The sequence below is a fragment of the Paraburkholderia fungorum genome (assembly GCF_046026025.1).
GTDB lineage: Bacteria > Pseudomonadota > Gammaproteobacteria > Burkholderiales > Burkholderiaceae > Paraburkholderia > Paraburkholderia fungorum_E.
Map to the genome: position 1 here is coordinate 169,548 of NZ_JAQQFL010000006.1, position 21,289 is coordinate 190,836.

At 62.7% G+C, this 21,289-nt stretch carries 12 protein-coding genes; 5 read left to right on the forward strand and 7 right to left on the reverse strand.

The window, feature by feature from the left end:
- Positions 1–379 precede the first annotated feature (379 nt).
- From zwf to PQR67_RS09650, 3 genes are all read left to right on the forward strand, one after another.
- On the forward strand, positions 380–1,843 hold the full coding sequence (gene zwf, locus PQR67_RS09640) for a glucose-6-phosphate dehydrogenase (protein WP_408457556.1): 1,464 nt from the start codon (positions 380–382) through the stop codon (positions 1,841–1,843).
- Between the two features lie 190 nt (positions 1,844–2,033).
- A complete protein-coding gene (pgl, locus tag PQR67_RS09645) occupies positions 2,034–2,756 on the forward strand; it encodes a 6-phosphogluconolactonase (protein WP_408457558.1) in 723 nt (240 codons plus the stop codon).
- Positions 2,734–4,650, forward strand: a complete 1,917-nt coding sequence (locus PQR67_RS09650) for a bifunctional transcriptional regulator/glucokinase (RefSeq protein ID WP_408457561.1) — start codon at positions 2,734–2,736, stop codon at positions 4,648–4,650. Before pgl ends, PQR67_RS09650 begins: the two co-directional genes overlap by 23 nt.
- A 924-nt stretch (positions 4,651–5,574) precedes the next feature.
- Here PQR67_RS09650 and PQR67_RS09655 read toward each other — a convergent pair.
- The 5 genes from PQR67_RS09655 to apbC form a co-directional block, all read right to left on the reverse strand.
- Positions 5,575–6,348, reverse strand: a complete 774-nt coding sequence (locus PQR67_RS09655; protein ID WP_408457563.1) for a lysozyme inhibitor LprI family protein — start codon at positions 6,346–6,348, stop codon at positions 5,575–5,577.
- Between the two features lie 2 nt (positions 6,349–6,350).
- Positions 6,351–8,636, reverse strand: a complete 2,286-nt coding sequence (locus tag PQR67_RS09660; RefSeq protein ID WP_408457565.1) for an Orn/Lys/Arg family decarboxylase — start codon at positions 8,634–8,636, stop codon at positions 6,351–6,353.
- 83 nt (positions 8,637–8,719) lie between these two features.
- Positions 8,720–9,289 (reverse strand): dCTP deaminase, encoded by a 570-nt coding sequence (gene dcd, locus PQR67_RS09665; protein WP_122151938.1) that lies wholly within the window; start codon positions 9,287–9,289, stop codon positions 8,720–8,722.
- Between the two features lie 231 nt (positions 9,290–9,520).
- Positions 9,521–10,054, reverse strand: coding sequence for a superoxide dismutase family protein (locus tag PQR67_RS09670; protein WP_120346361.1), 534 nt, complete (start codon positions 10,052–10,054; stop codon positions 9,521–9,523).
- A 142-nt stretch (positions 10,055–10,196) separates the two neighbouring features.
- The gene (gene apbC, locus PQR67_RS09675; protein WP_408457569.1) at positions 10,197–11,285 is read right to left on the reverse strand and encodes an iron-sulfur cluster carrier protein ApbC; all 1,089 of its coding nucleotides are present in this window, start codon (positions 11,283–11,285) and stop codon (positions 10,197–10,199) included.
- A 331-nt stretch (positions 11,286–11,616) separates the two neighbouring features.
- On the opposite strand from apbC, the gene PQR67_RS09680 reads away from it, so the two are divergent.
- Complete coding sequence (locus PQR67_RS09680) at positions 11,617–12,270, forward strand: YiaD family glycine zipper/OmpA-like lipoprotein (protein WP_120346359.1); 654 nt, start codon at positions 11,617–11,619, stop codon at positions 12,268–12,270.
- 442 nt (positions 12,271–12,712) lie between these two features.
- Complete coding sequence (metG, locus tag PQR67_RS09685; RefSeq protein WP_408457572.1) at positions 12,713–14,848, forward strand: methionine--tRNA ligase; 2,136 nt, start codon at positions 12,713–12,715, stop codon at positions 14,846–14,848.
- Positions 14,849–14,983: 135 nt separating this feature from the next.
- Here metG and PQR67_RS09690 read toward each other — a convergent pair whose 3' ends face one another.
- Both PQR67_RS09690 and PQR67_RS09695 read right to left on the reverse strand, forming a co-directional pair.
- Positions 14,984–19,321, reverse strand: a complete 4,338-nt coding sequence (locus PQR67_RS09690; RefSeq protein WP_408457575.1) for a translocation/assembly module TamB domain-containing protein — start codon at positions 19,319–19,321, stop codon at positions 14,984–14,986.
- A gap of 28 nt (positions 19,322–19,349) precedes the next feature.
- Positions 19,350–21,188, reverse strand: a complete 1,839-nt coding sequence (locus tag PQR67_RS09695; protein WP_408457577.1) for an autotransporter assembly complex protein TamA — start codon at positions 21,186–21,188, stop codon at positions 19,350–19,352.
- Positions 21,189–21,289 lie beyond the last annotated feature (101 nt).

The window sequence follows — 21,289 nt, forward strand, 5'->3', positions numbered from 1 at the left end:
GAAGCTCAAGAGATGAGTGGTTCGGGATGCAACTGACTGTCTCCTCTTTTGATTTTTGCCTGCCCGCGTCGCGCGCGGCAGACTCGAGGTGCCTCACACGTTAACCCTGACACCAGACCCGCCTTCCGGCTTTCCGTAAGGGCCGCCGGGGGGCATGCTGGCGCGTGCTCGCACGCAATGTCCGTTAACATGCAGGGGACGCCTGCCGATTCGGGAAAACGCGCAACCAGCCTCACAGCGCACGCTTTTTTCATCGAATTAGCGCTACCTCTTGATTTGGATTGTAGTTAAACTACAATTCAGTGTCAAAAAATATTTTATCGGACTACGGTCGCCCTTTCCGGTCATCACGGCGGCCCCAGGATATCGACGGAGACTCATGCAAACCGACTCAAGCTTCACCTTCGTTCTCTTCGGCGGAACCGGCGATCTGTCGATGCGCAAGATCCTGCCGGCACTGTTTGAAGCGCACCGTGCAGGTGGCATGCTGGCCGACAGCGGCAAGATCTTCGCGGTAGCGCGGCATGTGGCGGATCGTGCCGGCTACCTGGAATGGGTCAATGAGCACGTCAAGCCGCACGTGTCGAAGAACGGTCTGGATGAAACGGCATGGGCGAGCTTCCTCGAACGCATCGAGTTCGTGAAGATCGATCTGGGCAAGCCCGAAGACTTCGTGCTGCTGCGCGACGCCGTGAGCGGCCTGCCCGGTATTCGCGTGTTCTATCTGGCAACGGGTCCGTCGCTGTTCGTGCCGATCTGCCACGCGCTGGCCTCGGTGGGGCTCAACGAAAATTCGCGCATCGTGCTGGAAAAGCCGCTCGGCTACGACCTCAAGTCGTCCAACGCAATTAATGATGCAGTCGGTGAAATCTTCGCTGAAGAACAGATCTACCGGATCGACCACTACCTCGGTAAGGAGCCGGTGCAGAACCTGCTCGCGCTGCGCTTCGGCAATGTGCTGTTCGAACCGTTGTGGCGCCGTGAATGGGTGGAAAGCATTCAGATTACGATCGCGGAAGAGCTCGGCGTGGAAGCGCGCGGCGACTTCTACGACAACACCGGTGCATTGCGCGATATGGTGCAGAACCATTTGCTGCAACTGCTTTCCATCGTGGCAATGGAACCGCCGCATTCGATGGATTCCGACTCGGTCCGTGACGAAAAACTGCGCGTGCTGCGCGCGTTGAAGCCGATCGATCCGCGCGATATTGGCAAGGTCGCCGTGCGCGGCCAGTATCATGCGGGCGTGATCCGCGGCAACGCGGTGCCGGCGTATGCTACCGAACCTGGCGTCAAGCCGGAGAGCACGACCGAAACCTTCGTTGCGCTGAAGGTGGAAATCGAAAACTGGCGCTGGGCCGGCGTGCCGTTCTTCCTGCGCACCGGCAAGCGTCTTGCGGACCGGGTCGCTGAGATCGTGGTGAATTTTCGTGCGGTGCCGCATTCGGCATTGGGCGCGTCCGCGTTGCGCGGCGGTGCGAATCGTCTCGTGATCCGTTTGCAGCCGAACGAGACCATTCGCCTCTACTGTCTCGCGAAGCAGCCGGGCGAAGGTATGAATCTGGCCAGCGTTCACCTCGATCTCGCGTTCGACCGGTTCTTCCGCGAAGGGCAGATGGAGGCGTATCAGCGTCTGTTGCTCGATGTCATCAACGGGCGCCTTGCGCTGTTTGTGCGGCGCGATGAGCAGGAAGCGGCATGGCGCTGGGTCGAACCGATCCTCAACGAATGGGCCGCGTCGAACAAGCCGCCCAAGCCTTATGCAGCAGGCACGTGGGGACCGGCTGCGGCGAGCGCGATGCTGGCGCAGCATGGCACCTGCTGGCTCGAGGAAGAGAATTGAATCAATTGAATCACGGCGCCGCGAGTTGCCCGATCGAAGCACAGCGCAGCGCCTGCGGGATCCACTGACGAACTGAACGGAATGGCGCCGGTATTACGAAGGCGCCTGCAAGTCATCCCGCTTGCAGGCATCGCGTGAGAGCAGCACGGCACGTTCCGCAGATCTAACAAGAAAGCAGCACGGAGGAGAAGTGATCGAGCTTCACGCTTTCGACGATCAACGCGCCCAATCCGACGCGTTGGCGAAAGCGGTTGGCGACGCGTTACATGCGTCGCTCGCCGCACAGGCGGCCACGGCCGCCGCGGGCACGCCGCATCCTGGCGCGCGCCCGGCAATGCTTGCAGTGTCCGGCGGCACCAGTCCACGTCCGTTCCTGCAGACGTTGTCCACGCGATCGCTCGACTGGGCACGCATTGCCGTGACGCTGGTCGACGATCGCTGGGTGCCGGAAACGGACAGCGCGAGCAACTCGCAACTCGTGCACGACACGCTGTTGCAGAACGCCGCGAAGCATGCCACGTTCTGGCCGCTGGTGGACACGGCGCAGGACCTGAACGCGCAGGTTGCCGCGCTGAACGCCGACCCGCGCTTTAGCGCCGTGCCGGACGTCGCGATTCTCGGCATGGGCGAAGATGGCCACACCGCGTCGATTTTCGCGGATGCGCCCGAATGGGACTACGCGATCACTACCCCCGAGCGCTTCGTTGCCGTGCATCCCGGCAGCGCGCCGCATGCGCGCGTGAGCTGGTCGCTCTCCGCGCTGAAAGAAGTGAAGCACCTGTTTTTGCTGATCGCAGGACCGCGCAAGCAGGACGTGCTGAATGCCGCCGCCGCTTCGCTACAAAAAAATGCCATCTCGCAGTTGGCAAACGACAAGGGAGTGAGACTCGATGTCTACTGGTGTGCAAACTAAGGCTGTTCCGGGCGCGGGCCAGCACGCCGATGGACCGAGGCTGCTTGCCGACATCGGCGGCACCAACGCGCGCTTCGCGCTCGAAACCAGCCCCGGCGAGATCAGCTCGGTGCAGGTCTATCCGTGCGCGGACTATCCGGGCGTTGCCGAAGTCATCAAGAAGTACCTGAAGGACACCAAAATCGGCCGCGTGAATCATGCGGCGATTGCGATTGCGAACCCTGTCGACGGCGATCAGGTCAGGATGACCAATCACGACTGGAGCTTTTCGATCGAAGCCACGCGCCGTACGCTCGGCTTCGATACGCTGCTGGTGGTGAACGACTTTACCGCGCTGGCCATGGCGCTGCCGGGCCTGACCGACATGCAACGCGTGCAGGTGGGCGGCGGCACGCGCCGGCCGAACAGCGTGATCGGCCTGCTCGGCCCGGGTACCGGCATGGGCGTGTCCGGCCTGATTCCGGCCGACGACCGCTGGATCGCGCTGGGCAGCGAAGGCGGCCACGCCACCTTTGCGCCGGCCGACGAGCGCGAAGACATCGTGCTGCAGTACGCGCGCAAGAAATGGTCGCACGTCTCGTTCGAGCGGGTGGCGGCGGGCCCTGGCATCGAAGTGATTTACCGTGCGCTGGCCGGTCGCGACAAGAAACGTGTGGCGGCGAACGTCGACACGATCGAGATCGTCAAACGCGCGATGGAAGGCGAGCCGCTGGCGGCCGAATCCGTCGATGTGTTCTGCGGAATTCTTGGCACGTTCGCGGGCAACATCGCGGTGACGCTCGGCGCATTGGGCGGCATCTACATTGGCGGCGGCGTGGTGCCGCGGCTCGGCGAATTCTTCGCGCGCTCGTCGTTCCGTCAGCGCTTCGAGGCAAAGGGCCGCTTCGAAGCGTATTTGCAGAACGTGCCGACCTACGTGATTACTGCTGAATACCCGGCGTTTCTTGGGGTTTCGGCGATTCTCGCGGAACAGTTGTCGAATCGCACGGGCGGCAGTTCATCGGCTGTGTTCGAGCGGATTCGCCAGATGCGCGACGCGTTGACGCCGGCCGAGCGCCGCGTGGCCGATCTCGCGTTGAATCATCCGCGTTCGATCATCAACGATCCGATCGTGGATATCGCGCGCAAGGCCGACGTGAGCCAGCCGACGGTGATCCGCTTTTGCCGCTCGCTCGGCTGCCAGGGTTTGTCCGATTTCAAGCTGAAGCTGGCGACGGGTTTGACCGGCACGATTCCGGTGAGTCATAGCCAGGTGCATCTGGGTGACACCGCGACGGACTTCGGCGCGAAGGTGCTGGATAACACCGTGTCGGCGATTTTGCAGTTGCGCGAGCATTTGAATTTCGACCAGGTCGAGCGGGCCATCGATCTGTTGAACGGCGCGCGGCGGATCGAGTTTTATGGGCTCGGCAATTCGAACATCGTCGCACAGGATGCGCACTACAAGTTCTTCCGGTTTGGTATTCCGACGATTGCCTATGGCGATCTGTATATGCAGGCGGCGTCGGCTGCGTTGCTCGGCAAGGGCGACGTGATTGTTGCCGTGTCCAAGTCAGGACGTGCGCCTGAGCTGCTGCGTGTGCTGGATGTCGCCATGCAGGCGGGGGCCAAAGTGATTGCCATTACGTCCAGCAATACGCCGCTGGCCAAGCGGGCCACTGTCGCGTTGGAGACCGATCACATTGAGATTCGCGAGTCGCAGTTGTCGATGATTTCGCGGATTTTGCATCTTGTGATGATTGATATTCTTGCTGTGGGGGTGGCGATTCGGCGCGCCGTGCCTAGTGAAGATGTGGCTGAGACGGTCGCTAAGGCGCGGCAAGGCGCGGATGATGATGCTACTGCTGTGCTTGACTGGTTGAGTCATGGGGCGGCGTCTTCGGCGCGGGATTAGTGGGTTTTTTTTGGCCTTCGCCGTGCTTGTTTTTTGTTTGAGTGTGGTGTTGGCCTTTTCTTGTTCTGACTTTTTTGATTTTTCCTTGTTCTGGCTTCTTTGGCCTTTCCTTGTGTTCTTAGTGGTCTATTAGTGTTGCCCCTGTGCGGGGCGGCACTTACTTTCTTTGCCGCCGCAAAGAAAGATAAGCAAAGAAAGCGGCTCAAACCGCTAATTCTTAAGTGGGTCCCCCGCGCAGCCACGGTAGTGGTGCATCTGGAATCTGTGCCCTCGCACATTCGCCCCCGGTGACAAGGCCGTCATACATCTCGCCTCGCACTACGTGCTCGCCGAAAGGGCTCATCATGCAAACCCTCGACTTCGTTCCGGTATGGTAAGAGCCATCGGCGATGAGTCGAATGCACGAGTACCGCAGCGCTTTCGCGAATACTGTGTTTGCCCTGGCTGACCGGCAAGTCGTAGCGATCAGCACTGTTTGAAGTTCGCACCCCGAACGAAATGCTGAAGGCAATAGAAACTACCGATCAGGGACAGACCGAGACACTGCGCTGAGTGAGGCGTGAGCACGAAAACGTAGCAACTGGTTAGGGGGCGCGTCGGCGCGCGCGGCGCCGCCGGAAGAATGACTGCTGTGTCACTGACGCGGAGTGTGCGAGAGCACGGATTCCAGATGCACCACTACCGTGGCTGTGCGGGGGACCCGCTTAAGAATTAGCGGTGTGAGCCGCTTTCTTTGCTTATCTTTCTTTGCGGCGGCAAAGAAAGTAAGTGCCGCCCCGCACAGGGGCAACACTAATAGACCACCAGGAAAACAAGGAAAGGCCAACGCCATAAAAGCACAGCCAAAACAGACCACTAACAAAACAAGGAAAGGCCAAAAAGTCAGAACAAGAAAAGGCCAACGCCGCAGGCAACCAACCCGCCTCAGTCGTTGCCGACAGTCTCCGACAACCGTTTGAGCGTGGCCACCCGCGCGCCGATGATATCAATGCGCCCATGCTCATCGACTAACGGCGTAGTGGCGTTGAGATACCCGGTCCAAGCCCCTTGCGCGCGCACAAGCGTCGGCCGCGAACGCGCCGGCATCTTCGCTTGCAAGCGGCGGTAATAGCGGTTCAGATCGAACATCGCGTGCTCACACTGCGCGTCCGCGCTACAGGCCCGCGGACGGCGCGGCGGTTCCCCGCCGGCGCTGATCCTCGCTACGGCGCTGCGCAGCGCGAGCGCACGATCACGCACGGGTTGCAACTGCATATCGGCTTCGGCCAGCACATACATCGAACCGCTCGTCGTCGCGAACACGGCTGCCAGCAACGGCTTCTCGACTTCGCGCGAGGCCCGCCAGCTCGCCTGGCTCTTCTCCCACTGCTTGCGCCGCGCGCGCGGCAACTTCGCGTCAAGCTGCTGCCACGCGCCATCCAGTGCGGCGTTCCAGCCGATTCGCGCGTTGTCCATGCACTGCACCTGCCCCACCGTCGACGACATGTCGCTGCGCGCCAGACACGTGCGCATCGACGCGTCGATCGGATCGGCCGCGGCGACTTCGGCATGCGCCGCCAAAGGCGTCACACCGAGCGTCACGGCAAGCACCGCACCGAATCCCACCAACGACATCGCCGACATCGCCGATGTCGAAGCCAGCGCGCCAAACGCGCGCCGCCAGCTATCAGCGCCCAGCAGGGACCGCGCTATCCGCATCGTCAGGCGCGTACGCAATCGACAAAGTATTCGATGCGCCCGTTGATCGTTTCGCCGACCAACCCGTGGATATCCGTGTGGAAACCCGGGAAGCGTTCGTTGAATTCACGCGCGAAACGCAAATAGTTGACGATGGTCTTATTGAAGCGTTCGCCCGGAATCAGCAGCGGAATGCCCGGCGGATACGGCGTCAACAGAATCGACGTGACGCGGCCTTCGAGTTCGTCGATCGGTACCCGGTCGATCTCGCGGTGCGCGAGCTTGGCGAACGCGTCGGACGGCTTCATAGCCGGTTCCATGCTCGACAGGTACATCTCGGTCGTCAGGCGCGCAATGTCGTTCGCGCGGTACACGCCGTGGATCTGCTGACACAGATCGCGCAGGCCAACGCGCTCGTACATCGGGTGATGCGAGACGAACTCGGGCAGCACGCGCCACAGCGGCTGGTTGTTGTCGTAGTCGTCCTTGAACTGCTGGAGTTCGGTGACCATCGAGTTCCAGCGACCCTTGGTGATGCCGATCGTGAACATGATGAAGAACGAATACAGCCCCGTCTTCTCGACGATGATGCCGTGCTCGGCCAGATACTTCGTGACGATCGCTGCCGGAATGCCGGTCTCGCCGAAGCCGCCGTCCATGTCCAGACCCGGCGTGACGATGGTCGCCTTGATCGGGTCGAGCATGTTGAAGCCTTCGGCCAACGGGCCGAAACCGTGCCACGCGTCGTTCGGACGCAGGACCCAGTCTTCGCGCGAACCGATGCCTTCTTCGGCGAACTGCTCCGGGCCCCACACCTTGAAGAACCAGTCGTCGGCGTATTCGGTGTCGACCTTGATCATCGCGCGGCGGAAGTCGAGCGCTTCGGCGATCGACTCTTCCACCAGCGCGGGACCGCCCGGCGCTTCCATCATCGCCGCGGCCACGTCGCACGAGGCGATGATCGCGTACTGCGGGCTGGTCGACGTATGCATCAGATACGCTTCGTTAAAGCGGTGCTTGTCGAAGCGGCTGTTCTTCGAATCCTGCACGACGATCTGCGAAGCCTGCGAAATACCGGCCAGCAGCTTGTGCGTGGAGTGCGTCGCAAACACCAGTGCGCCGATGCGCGGACGGCCGGCGCCGATCGCGTGCATGTCCTGATAGAACTCGTGGAACTCGGCGTGCGGCAGCCAGGCTTCGTCGAAGTGCAGCGTATCGAGCCAGTCGCCGAGCATTTCCTTGATCATCTCGACGTTGTAGATCACGCCGTCGTAGGTGCTCTGCGTGATGGTCAGGATGCGCGGCTTCAGATCCGGATTCTTCGCCAACGCTTCGCGCGCGAACGGATTCGCGAGGATCTTCTTCTTGATGTTTTCCGGCTCGAACTCGCTGCGCGGAATCGGGCCGATGATGCCGAAGTTGTTGCGCGTCGGCGTGAGGAACACCGGAATCGCGCCGGTCATGGTGATCGCGTGCAGGATCGACTTGTGGCAGTTGCGGTCCACCAGCACGATGTCGCCCGGCGCCACCGTGCCGTGCCAGACGATCTTGTTCGAGGTCGACGTGCCGTTGGTCACGAAAAACACGTGGTCGGCGCTGAAAATACGCGCCGCGTTGCGCTCGGACGCCGCGATCGGACCGGTGTGATCGAGCAGTTGGCCGAGTTCGTCGACGGCATTGCAGACGTCGGCGCGCAACATGTTCTCGCCGAAGAACTGATGGAACATCTGGCCAAGCGGGCTCTTCAGGAACGCGACGCCGCCCGAGTGCCCCGGGCAATGCCACGAATAGGAGCCTTCGTCCGCGTACTGCACCAGTTCCTTGAAGAAGGGCGGCGCGAGCGAATCCAGGTACACCTTGGTTTCGCGGATGATGTGGCGCGCGACGAATTCCGGCGTGTCCTCGAACATGTGGATGAAGCCATGCAGTTCGCGCAGGATGTCGTTCGGCAAGTGGCGCGAGGTGCGCGTTTCGCCGTACAGAAAGATCGGAATATCCGCGTTGCGGCGGCGCACTTCGGTCACGAACGCGCGCAGCGCGACGATCGCGGCGGCCAATTCCGGCGTCTCACCTTCCACCACGACGTTATCGACGTACGGCAGCAGCTCGTCGTCGTCGATCGACAGGATGAAGCACGACGCGCGGCTCGACTGCTGCGCGAACGAGGTCAGATCGCCGTAGCTCGTCAACCCGAGCACTTCCACGCCTTCTTTCTCAATGGCTTCGGCCAAAGCCCGGATGCCGGAACCCGAGATGTTCTCGGAGCGAAAATCTTCGTCGATGATGACGACGGGAAAACGGAACTTCATGGGCGATTCTCCAAAAAGAACGACCGCTGCATCTGACTAGGCAGCGGTCACCCGAATAGCTGGTGGGTCAGTACTGCCGGGCGTCACGTCTTGGGCAACGTGACGCCGTGCTGACCTTGATATTTGCCGCCGCGATCCGCGTACGACGTCTCACAAATTTCGTCGCTTTCGAAAAACAGCACCTGGGCGACGCCTTCGTTCGCGTAGATTTTCGCAGGCAAAGGTGTCGTATTTGAGAATTCGAGCGTAACGTGACCTTCCCACTCCGGCTCGAACGGCGTCACGTTGACGATGATCCCGCAACGCGCATACGTGGATTTGCCCAGACACACGGTCAGGACGCTGCGCGGAATACGGAAATACTCAACGGTGCGGGCCAGCGCGAACGAATTCGGCGGGATGATGCAGACATCGCCCTTGAAATCGACAAACGATTTCTCGTCGAAATTCTTCGGATCGACGATGGTCGAGTTGATGTTGGTGAAGATCTTGAATTCGTCGGCGCAGCGGATGTCGTAGCCGTAGCTCGACGTGCCGTAGCTGACAATCTTCCGGCCGTCTTCAGAGACGCGGACCTGATCGGGCGAAAACGGCTCGATCATATTGTGCGACGCGGCCATGCGCCGGATCCACTTGTCGGATTTGATGGTCATAGAAGTAAACGCTGCTCGACTTGAGTGACAGGTGTGTGACGAAGGTATGACGGATAGCAAGCCGGTGTAGTTCCGGGCCGGCCTCACCGGCTGGGTGCCTTCGGTTAAGCGCCCCGGGCTAGGCGCCCCCGGCTACGTGCCCCGGGCTCGGCGCCCCCAACGAAAGGCGCTTATTTTACGCGATCGTGAAATTGCTGCTGCGGGATGGCCTGAACGCCCCCGGCGCTGCCTTCACTGGCGAATCAACCCACATGCAAGCGCGGGGCCTGCACCATGCTGCGGATACGCATAAGGGTCGGTTGCGTCGTGATGCAGCAGGACGGCGCGTTGCAGCACCGAGCGGATACCGTCGAGCGAGACGTCTGGCGCAACGATAAAGCCGGTGGCCACGCCATTTGCGTCCGCGTGGATGTTGCCGAGATCGCCTTCGACCCGGGCGCCCGCTTTCAGACGCTCGGCGGCCGGCGAGAACACCGGACCGGCGCTGGAGCCGTCTGCGGCATTACAGTCGCCGCGCTCGTGCACCTGCAATGCGTGGTCGCTATTGGGCGGCAAGCCCGCAAGATTGTAAGTGACCTGCACGCCATCCGAACGCTCGATGAACGTCACGAGGCCGCGCGCCTGATTGCCCACGGTGGGCAGCAATTGCGCATCGGCGCGCTTTTCCTGTGGTCTCAGGAACGTGCTACAGCCGCATAACAGCGCGCTGCTGGCAGCCAGGACGATGAATGCATACACCGCCTGCCCGTCGATTCGTTTTCCCATGCGATCCTCTTGCCGGCCTGGTGGCCGCCCCTGCGGCCGCCGAGCCGAACTTGTGAAGTCGACATGATACCGCGAGACCAGGCGCAAATTGACGCCTTGGCCCCGCTTTGACCCCGCTTTGACCCCTTGCCCGAATGGCGACTCAGGTGTTCTGGACGACGATGCTGGGAAACTTCGAGGTCATGTCGCGAGCCCGCTCGGCGATATGGATCGCAACCTTGCGCGCGATCGACCGGTAGATCGCCGCGATACGGCCTTCCGGATCCGCCACCACGGTGGGTGTGCCGGAGTCGGCCTGCTCGCGGATGCCGACATCGAGCGGCAGGCTGCCGAGCACGTCCACACCGTATTCCTTGCCCATCCGCTCGCCGCCGCCCGCGCCGAAAATATGCTCTTCGTGGCCGCAATTCGAGCAGATATGCATACCCATGTTCTCGACGATGCCGAGAATAGGAATGCCCACCTTCTCGAACATCTTGAGGCCTTTCTTCGCGTCGAGCAGCGCGATGTCCTGCGGCGTTGTGACGATCACCGCCCCGGTTACCGGGACGCGCTGCGACAAGGTGAGCTGGATGTCGCCAGTGCCCGGCGGCATATCGACGATCAGGTAGTCGAGATCTTGCCAGTTGGTCTGCCGCAACAACTGTTCGAGCGCCGAGGTGGCCATCGGGCCGCGCCACACCATCGGGTTGTCCTGCTCGATCAGAAAGCCGATCGAGTTAGCCTGCAAGCCGTGGCCGGTCATCGGGTTCATCGACTTTTCGTCGGGCGATTCGGGGCGGCCGGTAATGCCAAGCATCATCGGCAGCGAGGGGCCGTAGATATCCGCATCGAGGATGCCGACCGATGCGCCTTCGCTCGCCAACGCCAGTGCAAGGTTCACGGCGGTCGTGCTCTTGCCGACCCCGCCCTTGCCCGACGCCACCGCGACGATGTTCTTAACGTTCGGTAGTAGTTTGACGCCACGCTGCACGGTGTGCGCAGCGATGTTCTGGGACACCTCGACGCGTGTGTTTACTACGCCGGGAACGGCCTTCAAGGCGTCGGCGAACTGCGCACGGACCGCTTCAAACTGCCGTTTGGCCGGATAGCCGAGTACCACTTCAAGGCTAACCGCGTCGCCCTCCACGGCCACGTTCCGGATGTTCCGGGCAGCCGCGTAGGGCTTGCCCGTGTTGGGGTCAGTGACGGCCGCGAGGGCGGCGTCGACCAAAGCCCGATCGATACTCATTGACACTCCGTGGGGAACACTTGCGGGGTGGCGGAATCCAAGCTTCGGCCACTTGCCAGAATTTGAAAAAAATTGTTAGACAGCATTGCTAAAACCAGGCGCGCCGTGCACGCTTCGGGCAGGCGGAACGCCATGGGGTCGCATCGCTGCGTACTTCAGTCATCATTGTAGTGGCTGACGCCGAGCCTTGCCGGAAGACCCTTCTCCACTGTCGGACCGGGACCAGGGAAGACGCAGGATTCTCGTATTTTCGACTTGTGCGCTTTACGGCCGTTGCATCCGGCGGATAGATTTATCGCTTCCACCTGCTTCACTCAAGAGGAATCAAAAAATGAACGCAAAACTCATGACTCGCCTTGCCGTTTTCGCAGTTGCCGGTTCGCTGCTGGCAGGCTGCGCGACCCAACAAGGTACTAACACGGCGGTTGGCACGGGCGTGGGCGCCGGTACCGGCGCGGCGCTCGGCGCAATCTTCGGCGGCGGCAAGGGTGCGGCGATCGGCGCGGGCGTCGGCGCTGCGGTGGGCGGCATCACCGGCTACAACTGGCAAGCCATTCACAACAAGCTGTCGGGCGCTACCAAGGGCACCGGCACGCAGATCACCGAGCAGCCCGACGGCTCGCTCAAGCTGAACATCCCGAGCTCGGTCACGTTCGACACCAACAGCTACGCGATCAAGCCGTCGTTCGCACCGGTGCTGGATCAACTGACGCAGACCCTGCAACAGAATCCGGAACTGATCGCCCAGGTGGTCGGCTATACGGATAGCACGGGTCAGCCGGCGTATAACCAGACGCTGTCGGTCAACCGCGCGGAAAGCGTGACGGGCTATCTGGGGCAACGCGGTGTCGCGCCGCAACGCCTGTCGGCACAAGGCATGGGCCAGAACCAGCCGATCGCTGACAACAACACCGAAGCCGGCCGTGCCGCAAACCGTCGCGTGGAAATCTATCTGCGCGCCACGGCTCAGCACGCTACGCAATAAGGGCACAGGCTGAAAGAGGATGAAGCAAAAGGCGGCAGGCGATGCTTGCCGCCTTTTGCCGTCTGGCACCGCCGGTGTCCGGCTAACCGTAAAAGGCAAGCGCAGGCAAACTCAGACAACCGCGCGCAAACGCGGGCGGACGCAAAAAATCTCGCGAGAGAGCGAAAAAATTTCGAACTCTGCCGAAAATTCGCGGTCTGTCTTTACGGTACGTGGCTGGCGAAGCCGCCGCGTCACCATTCTCCTCTTGTCGTTGTTGCTCCGGGGTTAATAGCCCCGGTTTTTTTTGGGCGCTCGGTTTTCGCCCTGTAGGAAGTTCCCTTGGGGACACACCGTCTTGCCCCGGCACCGACCCAGGTGCGGCACAGGCGGCCCAGCCCGCGCCGGACGCCCGCCCTGCTAGAATCAACCTTTCGTCCCACCGCAGGCTCCCACCATCCTTATGTCAGCACCCGCAACCGATCTCTCCGCAGGCGCGCCGTCAGGCCGTCGCCAGATTCTCGTCACGTCGGCCCTTCCGTATGCGAATGGGCAAATCCATATCGGCCATCTGGTTGAATATATCCAGACGGACATCTGGGTCCGGACGTTGCGAATGCACGGGCACGAGGTCTACTACGTGGGCGCCGACGACACGCACGGCACGCCGGTCATGCTGCGCGCGGAAAAGGAAGGTCTGACGCCGAAGCAGCTGATCGACCGCGTCTGGCAGGAGCACAAGCGCGATTTCGATAGCTTCGGGATTTCGTTCGACAATTACTACTCGACCGATTCCGAAGAGAATCGCGTGCTGAGCGAATCGGTCTACCTTGCGCTCAAGGAAGCCGGCCTGATCGAAGCGCGCGACATCGAACAGGCATACGACCCCGTCAAGGAAATGTTCCTGCCGGACCGCTTCATCAAGGGCGAATGCCCGAAGTGCGGCGCGAAGGATCAATACGGCGACAGTTGCGAAGTATGCGGTTCGACCTATCTGCCGACCGAGCTGATCAATCCGTACTCGGTCGTCTCGGGCGCCACGCCGATTCGTAAGACCTCGACGCACTACTTCTTCCGCTTGTCCGATCCGCGCTGCGAGAATTTCCTGCGCGCGTGGGTCAGCGGTCTGGCCCAACCCGAAGCCACCAACAAGATGCGCGAATGGCTCGGCGACGCGGGCGAAGCCAAGCTCGCGGACTGGGATATTTCGCGTGACGCGCCGTATTTCGGTTTCGAAATCCCGGGCGCGCCGGGCAAGTATTTCTATGTGTGGCTGGACGCGCCGGTCGGCTATTACGCGAGCTTCAAGAACCTGGCCGTTAAACGCGGCCTCGACTTCGACGCGTGGATTCGCAAGGGCTCGACCGCCGAGCAGTACCACTTCATCGGCAAAGACATTCTGTATTTCCACACGTTGTTCTGGCCGGCCATGCTCGAATTTTCGGGCCACCGCACGCCGACCAACGTGTTCGCGCACGGCTTCCTGACCGTGGACGGCGCGAAGATGTCGAAGTCGCGCGGCACGTTCATCACCGCGCAAAGCGTGATCGACACGGGTCTGAATCCGGAATGGCTGCGCTACTACTTCGCGGCCAAGCTGAACAGCACGATGGAAGACCTCGATCTGAACCTCGACGACTTCCAGGCCCGTGTGAACAGCGATCTGGTCGGCAAATACGTGAACATCGCGAGCCGCGCCGCCGGCTTCCTGATCAAGCGTTTCGAGGGTCGCGTGCAGGACAGCGCCATGCACCACCCGCTGCTCGCCACGCTGCGCGCTGCCGTGCCGCAAATCGCCGCGAACTACGAAGCGCGCGAGTACAACCGTGCGCTGCGTCAGACCATGGAACTGGCCGACGCGGTCAACGCGTACGTCGACACCGCCAAGCCGTGGGATCAGGCGAAAGACCCGATGAACGCGGTCGCGTTGCACGAAACCTGCAGCGTGAGTATCGAGGCGTTCCGTCTGCTGTCGCTGGCGCTCAAGCCGGTGTTGCCGAAGCTGGCGGAAGCGGTCGAAGCCTTCCTCGCCATCGAGCCGCTGGTGTGGGCCGACGCAAACGTGCCGTTGAGTTCCACGCGCCCGATCAACGCGTACAAGCATCTGATGACACGCGTCGATCCGAAGCAGATCGAAGCGCTCGTCGCAGCGAATCGCGACTCACTGCAAGCCACGCCGGAAGCTGCGGCGCCGGCGGACGCGAAAGCCAAGTCGAAGGCGGCAAAAACAGCTGTTGCCGAGAAGGACGAAACGCCGGATGTCATCTCGATCGACGACTTCGCCAAGGTTGATCTGCGCATCGCGAAGATCGTCGACTGCAAGGCAGTGGAAGGCTCGGACAAGCTGCTGCAATTGACGCTCGACATCGGTGAAGAGAAGACGCGCAACGTGTTCTCGGGCATCAAGTCGGCCTATCAGCCGGAGCAACTGGTCGGCAAGCTGACCGTGATGGTCGCGAACCTCGCGCCGCGCAAGATGAAGTTCGGCCTGTCCGAAGGGATGGTGCTGGCGGCGTCGGCGACTGACGAGAAAGCCGAACCGGGCCTCTACGTGCTCGAACCGGACAGCGGCGCGAAGCCGGGCATGCGCGTGAAGTAAAGCGCGGCGTCTCGAACGCAGCAGGCATCAGCAAAAACGGCACGCTTTAAAAGGCGTGCCGTTTTTTTGTGCCGTGACGTTGCGCGGACCACGGCCTGCGCCATCACCCCATCACCCCATCACCCCATCACCCCATCACCAGCGGATCTGATCGAAGCGCCGTGTGTAAAGCAGTTCTATGCCGTCGAAGGTGCCGCCATAGGCCGCGACCGACCAATAACGCGTGAGGTTTAGCGTCGCCTTGATCGCATTGCTCGCCGACTGCAGGCCCTGCTCGTAGCCGACCACGAGCCACTCGTTGATGGCCTTCGACACCATCACCACCTGGGGATCGGTCAGCCCGACTTCGCTTCGTCCGATCGAAAATTCATCGAGCCCGAAGGTCTGCGCGATCCGCTTGCCGCTCGCGCTGCCGAGCAACGCGAGCGCGGTTGTCATGGTGCTTTGCTGACCGAGGTTATTGCCTTGATCCGTGCCGTGGCCAAACAGCAGCCATGAGAGCTTTTCGTTATCCGGCACGGTCGGCTCGGACACCAGTTTCGCGACCGGGAACTGGACCGTGCCCGTGACCTGCACGCCCGCCTCGACCTGCTGATTGCGGCGCATGGCCAGGATGTTGATACCCGGATTGGCCACCGGCCCATTGAACGTGAAGAAGCCATTCTCGATGTTGAGCTTGCGGCCGAACGCGGTGTAGGTCGAGCCCTGCGTCACGCGGACATTGCCGACCGCGCGCAACGGCAGGTTCGGCGCGCTCATCGCGGTGATCGTGCCACTCAGCCCGAGGTCGGCGCCTTGCCCGCGGAAACGGAAGTTGTTGCCGAGACTGATGTCGATATTGGCGCGTGGCGCGAACGGCCCGATCGGCTTGTTGGTCCCCTCCAACGGCGGCGGTTTCTCGCCGGCCACCGTGCCGTCCGGACGGACAATCACGACGTCGTCGCCCAGCTTCGGTGCGGACTGCTCCGGCATATCGAACAGCGCGTGGTCCACCACGAACTTGCCGTTGATCGCCATGCCGCCCTGCACGCCGGCATTCGCCACGCTCGCGCTGCCGGATAGCGACAGATTGCGGTCCGGCGCCGCGAACAATTCCAGCTTATCCGCCACGATGCTCGCGGACAGATCCGGCTCGGCGCCGTCCAGCCGTACGCGGCCGGTGGCGCGCAAGGTGCCGCTCGCACCGTGAAACTCCACCTGCTGGAAGTCCACCAGATTTTTCGAGAGAGCGATGCGCACCACACCGTCCTTCAACTGCACGCCCTGGTCGACCATCGTCGCGGACAAACCGTCGCCGAGCAGCGACCCCGTCAGGTTCGGCTTGGCGACCGTGCCGCCGAGCGCGAGTTTCAGCGCGAGATGCCCGTCGAGCAGATAACTCGGTCCGAACAGGCCGCCGGTCGTTTTCAGCGACGGCACGTTGGCATTCACATCTCCGGTAAGCGCGCCCTCTTCATTGACGCTCAGGAAGCCATCGCGCATCACAAGCATGGTGTGTGCGTCGGCGTCGATCACGCCGATCCGGCTGGCCTGCGCGTGGACAGTGGCATTCAGCCGGTTGCCGCCGCTGAATTCAGCGCGCGCGGTCATGTCCGTGATACCCAACGAGGCCAACCCGCGCCCGATTTCGACCGTGACGTCACCGCCGCGGCGCTTCAACTGGATATGGCCGTTGGCCGTGCTGCCGAGCGCGAAGTCCCAGTCGCCGTCGAACACCAGATCGGTTTTGACGACCGGCGGCTCGCCAGTGATCTCGCGCCGCAGATCCTGCAGGCGTGCAAGCGAAATGTCGGTCAAGGTGCCCGCGGACTGGATCTTGCCGTGGTCGAACGCGAACGATTTCAGGCTCAGCACCGCGCCTTCGATCGTGAGGCGTGTCGCGCCGAGTGTCAGGCGGCTCGATCCGGCGCTGATGGCCAGCGGCGACTCCAGATTCAATGCCGGTGTGCCACGATTCTGCAGGCGGGTCACGGTGCCGTCCCAGCGCGTGCCGTCGCGTGCTTCGGTCAGCTTGCCGTTGGCCGCGAGCGTCAGATCGAGCGGACGGTCCTGCAGCTTGCCGGTGGCCGCGGCCTCCAGCGTATGGTTGGCACGCGTGCCGGACAGGCGTGCCGTGAGGGTAGTCAGATCGACGCCGCCGGCGCTGAGATTGCGCGCGTCGGTCGTGAAAGCAAGCGCGCCGTTTGCGCCGTCGCGCAATTCGGCATGACCTTCCGCATGGCCGATGCGGTTACTGCTGAATACCACGCTGTCGGCCTTGTAGTTCAGCACGACATTCGGATGCGCGAACGAGCCGGTCACGTCGCCGTCGGCCGCGATGAGGCCGGCGAGGCCGAAACCCAGGCGCTCGAGTTCCGGCGCGTCGATGCGGAAACGCAGCCGGTCGCCGCTCGCGCCGAAGCTGCCTTGCAAGTCCACCTGATTGCCCGCCACCGAGAGATTCGCGCGGCTCGGCAGAATCCGCGAGCCGGCCAACTGGACCACACCGCCGCCTGTCAACGGCAGGCCGTCGTAGACGCTCGGGCCGAGTTTGAATTCAGCCTTGGTGGTAAAGACCGGGCCGAGCACGCCGGCCGCGGTGAGCGTGCCGTTCACGCGCGCCTCGATCTTGCGGGCCGGCGGCGCGGCGCGCCTGGGTGGCGGCGACGCTTTGCTTCGTTGAACCACCTCGGTCCGTACCGCGGCCTTGGCGCTGTTCTTGACAGCCGCGGCGGCTTTGTCGGCGGGGGCGGCGCTTTTCGCACCGGCCGTGCTGCTCGCTTGCGCAGCACCTTGCGTGAGTGCTTTAGCTTTCGCGTTGGCCGCCGGTGCCGGACCCGTCACCGGCGTGCGCGAAGGCATCTGCGAAGTCAGCGTCAACGGATCGAAATCGGTCAACTGCGCTTTCAGGTTGTAGGTCGAATTCGCGTCGTGCTTGAGCGCACCGGACAGATCGATGCGACCTTTGCCCGACGTGACGCGCACGTCGTTGAAACTGATGCGCGCGGGATCAAAGGTCACTTTGCCTTGCGCGCGCAATCCGGCTTTCGGGTCGGCGAGATCGAGGGTCAGGCTTTGCACGTCGTCGTTCAGACGGAAGCCGATCGGACCGGAAAGCTGGGTTGGCCGCACGGTCGCTTCGAGCGCGTTCAGGTCGAGCCCGGCGACTTGCAAATCGAACTGACCGCGCTTGCCGGTCAGCACGCCGCCGCCGGTGAGCGTGGCGCTTTTCACCAGCCGCACGTTCAGATTCGCGATGCGCTGCGCCTGGGCGTCGAGACGCACGTCGGCTTGCGCGTCGATCAAAGGCAGCAGGTTTTGGTCGATCGCCCCCGGTTTGGCGTTGACGATCGAGACATGGCCCGCGACGGCGAAACCCGCTGCGCCGGAAGCGCTGGCGGGTTTCGCCGCACTCGCCGCACTCGCCGCACTCGCCGCACTCGCCGCACTTGCCGCACTCGCCGCACTTGCTGCGCCGGCCCCACTCGCGCCGCTCACCGCGCCCAACGTCGCCGCACCCGCTGCTTCCTGCCCCACCGGCTGCAGTTCTGCGCGCACCGCCAGATCCGCCAGCGGTGCGCCGGGCGCGAATGCCTGCGGATTGACGTGGTCGAAGCTCAGCATGGCGCGCCGCAGCGGCACGTCGCTGAACGGCGTCGCCTCGACCCGGGCATGGCCGGCGAGCTTCATGCCGCTGGCATCGAGTTCGGCGATGAGATTCTCCAGCGAGCCGCTCAAATGGCCGCCAACCTGAACCGCCTCGTTGTTGACCTTGCCGGAGTAGCCAACATCGCCGGTCAGCGGAAACGGCCGCACCCCGTCGAGCTTCGCCGCCGCCGTCACCGCGCCGAACGGCGTGTCGAGCCGCTCGATCGCCGCCTCGTGATGACGGCCGTCGCTGCGGCCATGGAACATGAAGCGGGAAAACTCGGTTGTGGACCCGCCTTCGTGCACCAGCAGTTTGTCGACCTGCACGTCGCGCACCTCGAGTTGCATCGGCAAGCGCAGGTCTTTCGGCAATTCCAGCGGTCCGCTGCTGGACGACGAAGCGCCAACACGAGCGTCGATCGTCCCGACATGCAGATAGTCGATCGTGAAACGCCAAGGCTGATGGATGAGGCCCCAGCGACCTGCCACGCGGTCGATCTGGATATCGGTACCGCTGCCGTCGAGACTGCGCCAGCGCACTTGCCGGAGTTGCACACCGTTCGCGATGGTGCCGCCCTCGAGCGTGCCCGTCAGCTTGCCGCCCAGCAGTTTGACAGCCGCCTGCCACGCGTAAGCGGTGCCGCGCCCGGTCGTGAGCGCGCCATACAGCAGGCCGGTTGCCACGGCGGCCAGCAGCACCAGCACGGCAACCGTCCATGCGAGCGTTTTCAGCAACAACCCGCCGCGACGGCGCTCAGGCGGCGGCGCGTCGGGCGAAGCCGGCTGTCCGGGCGGATGAGCGCCGGGCGGCTGCGCGGGTGGTTGGGCGGAAGCGTCCGTGGTCATGCGTGGATCATGTAGAAGCAGGTTTCCATCAGAAGGCGATGCCGAGGGTCAGGTACGGCCGCACACTCCTGTTGCGGATTCCGTAGGCGACGTCGACATTGACCGGCCCGACCGGGCTGCGCCAGCGCGCGCCGACGCCGACGCCGGGATAAAAGACTTTCTCGCCCCAGGTATCGGTGGCGGTGCCGACGTCGAAAAACGCCGCTGCACCCCAGTCGTGATTGAACCAATGCTGATATTCGGCCGCCGCCGTCACGAGATACTTGGTTGGCAGGACCGAACCGTCGACGTTGTTACCGATGCTCTGATAGCTATAGCCACGAATCGAATTCGAGCCACCCGCACGGAACAGCAATGAAGCCGGAATTCCGCTCGAACTGCCGCTCGTGAACACGCCACCGAGTTCGGCACGGATCAGCACAAGGTCTTCCCGGCCGATCGGCAGGTACTGCTGGCCACGGGCGTAGCCACGCGCGAACGTCTGGTCGGTCAGCAAGCCTTTGACCGCGAAACCCGCTTCGACGTGAATCAGGTTGCCCGAACGCGGGAACAGGGGATCGTCGGTATTGCGGCGGGTCCACGACCATGACGGCACCAGCGCGCGACTCGTGGTCGGCGCGGCCGCGTTCTGATCGAGCCGGTCCTGGTAATAGAGGATCGCGTAGTTGTAGTCGATGAATTGCGAAGTACGGGCTCGCTGCACGCCGCCCCGGATACTGTAGATGCGTGTATCGGACACGTCGGTCGTGGTGTAGGACGCCAGCACACTATTGGTCCATGCGCGCGGCCCAGGCGGCATGGCGAGCTGAATTTGCCCGTATTGCTGGATCTGGTCGATGCGGCCGTCGACCGTGAACGGCCACGCTTTGCCGAATGTGTCGAGATAGGAATACGAACCCTGGATCAGCGGGCCGTTGTCCGTCGAATATCCGACCCCGCCGCGGATACTGTTGTACGGGTACTCCGACACCTTGACATGCATCGGCGTATCGACCGGCTTGGCCGGATCGCTATCCACGTCGATTGCCACGCTCGCGTAGTACGGCGTGTTCTGCAACTGCCGCTGCAATTCAGCGACGCGCTGCACGTCGTAGATATCGCCCGGCGAAATCGGATTCACATTGTCGACGATCTGTTCCGGATAGCGCCGCGTACCGGAGACGTCGAGCTTGCCCATCGTGAAGGTCGGGCCGCTGTCGAACGTCACCGACAATTTCGCTTCGTGCGTGCGCGGGTCGATCCGCGCCTCGGAATGATAGATTTTCGCGCCCAGGTAACGGCGCGCCTGCAACGCCTTGAGCGACGCGTTTTTCGCGTCGTCCCAGTCGCCTTGCGAAAACGGATCGCCTTCATGCAGTGAGAACGCGAAGCGTGTGGCGTTTTCCTGCGCCGGGTCTTCGGTCAGCACCGGCCCGCGAAACGACAGTGAAATCGACGTAATGAGGGTTTGCGGGCCGGAATCGACGCTCACGGTCACGCGCTTCTGGTCGTCGACGGTTCGCACGTCGGTCCGCACAACCGGCGTGAAATAGCCCTGCGTGGCAGCCAGATCGCGCACCTGCTGGGGCGTGGCGGTAATCAGAAATTCGAACTGGTCGTCGCTGATATCAGGACGTTTGGCGAAGCGTGCTACGTCGAGGTGCGCTTCAAGCAGCTTGCGCAGCGAGCGTGGCGTGGCTTCGATGTCGACCTTGTAGCTGGCGGCCGCGCGCCGCGCTGCATGCGCGCTGACCGTGGCGAGCATGAGCATGACGATGCCAAGTGCCAGCCACGCGCGCAGCCAGCGCCGATCGGGCGTCGGATGCCCGGGCTCGCTGCCGGTTCTGCCGCACCGCACACGCGGATCTTCGATCGCACACCCCGCCAAACGGGACCTCCGGCCGTGGTTGATGAATTCTGTCGCTTGGGCTCGCCGCGGCGGCCGAAGCTCGCTATTTGACCACATCGGCGCAGCCGCGCCATCTCTAA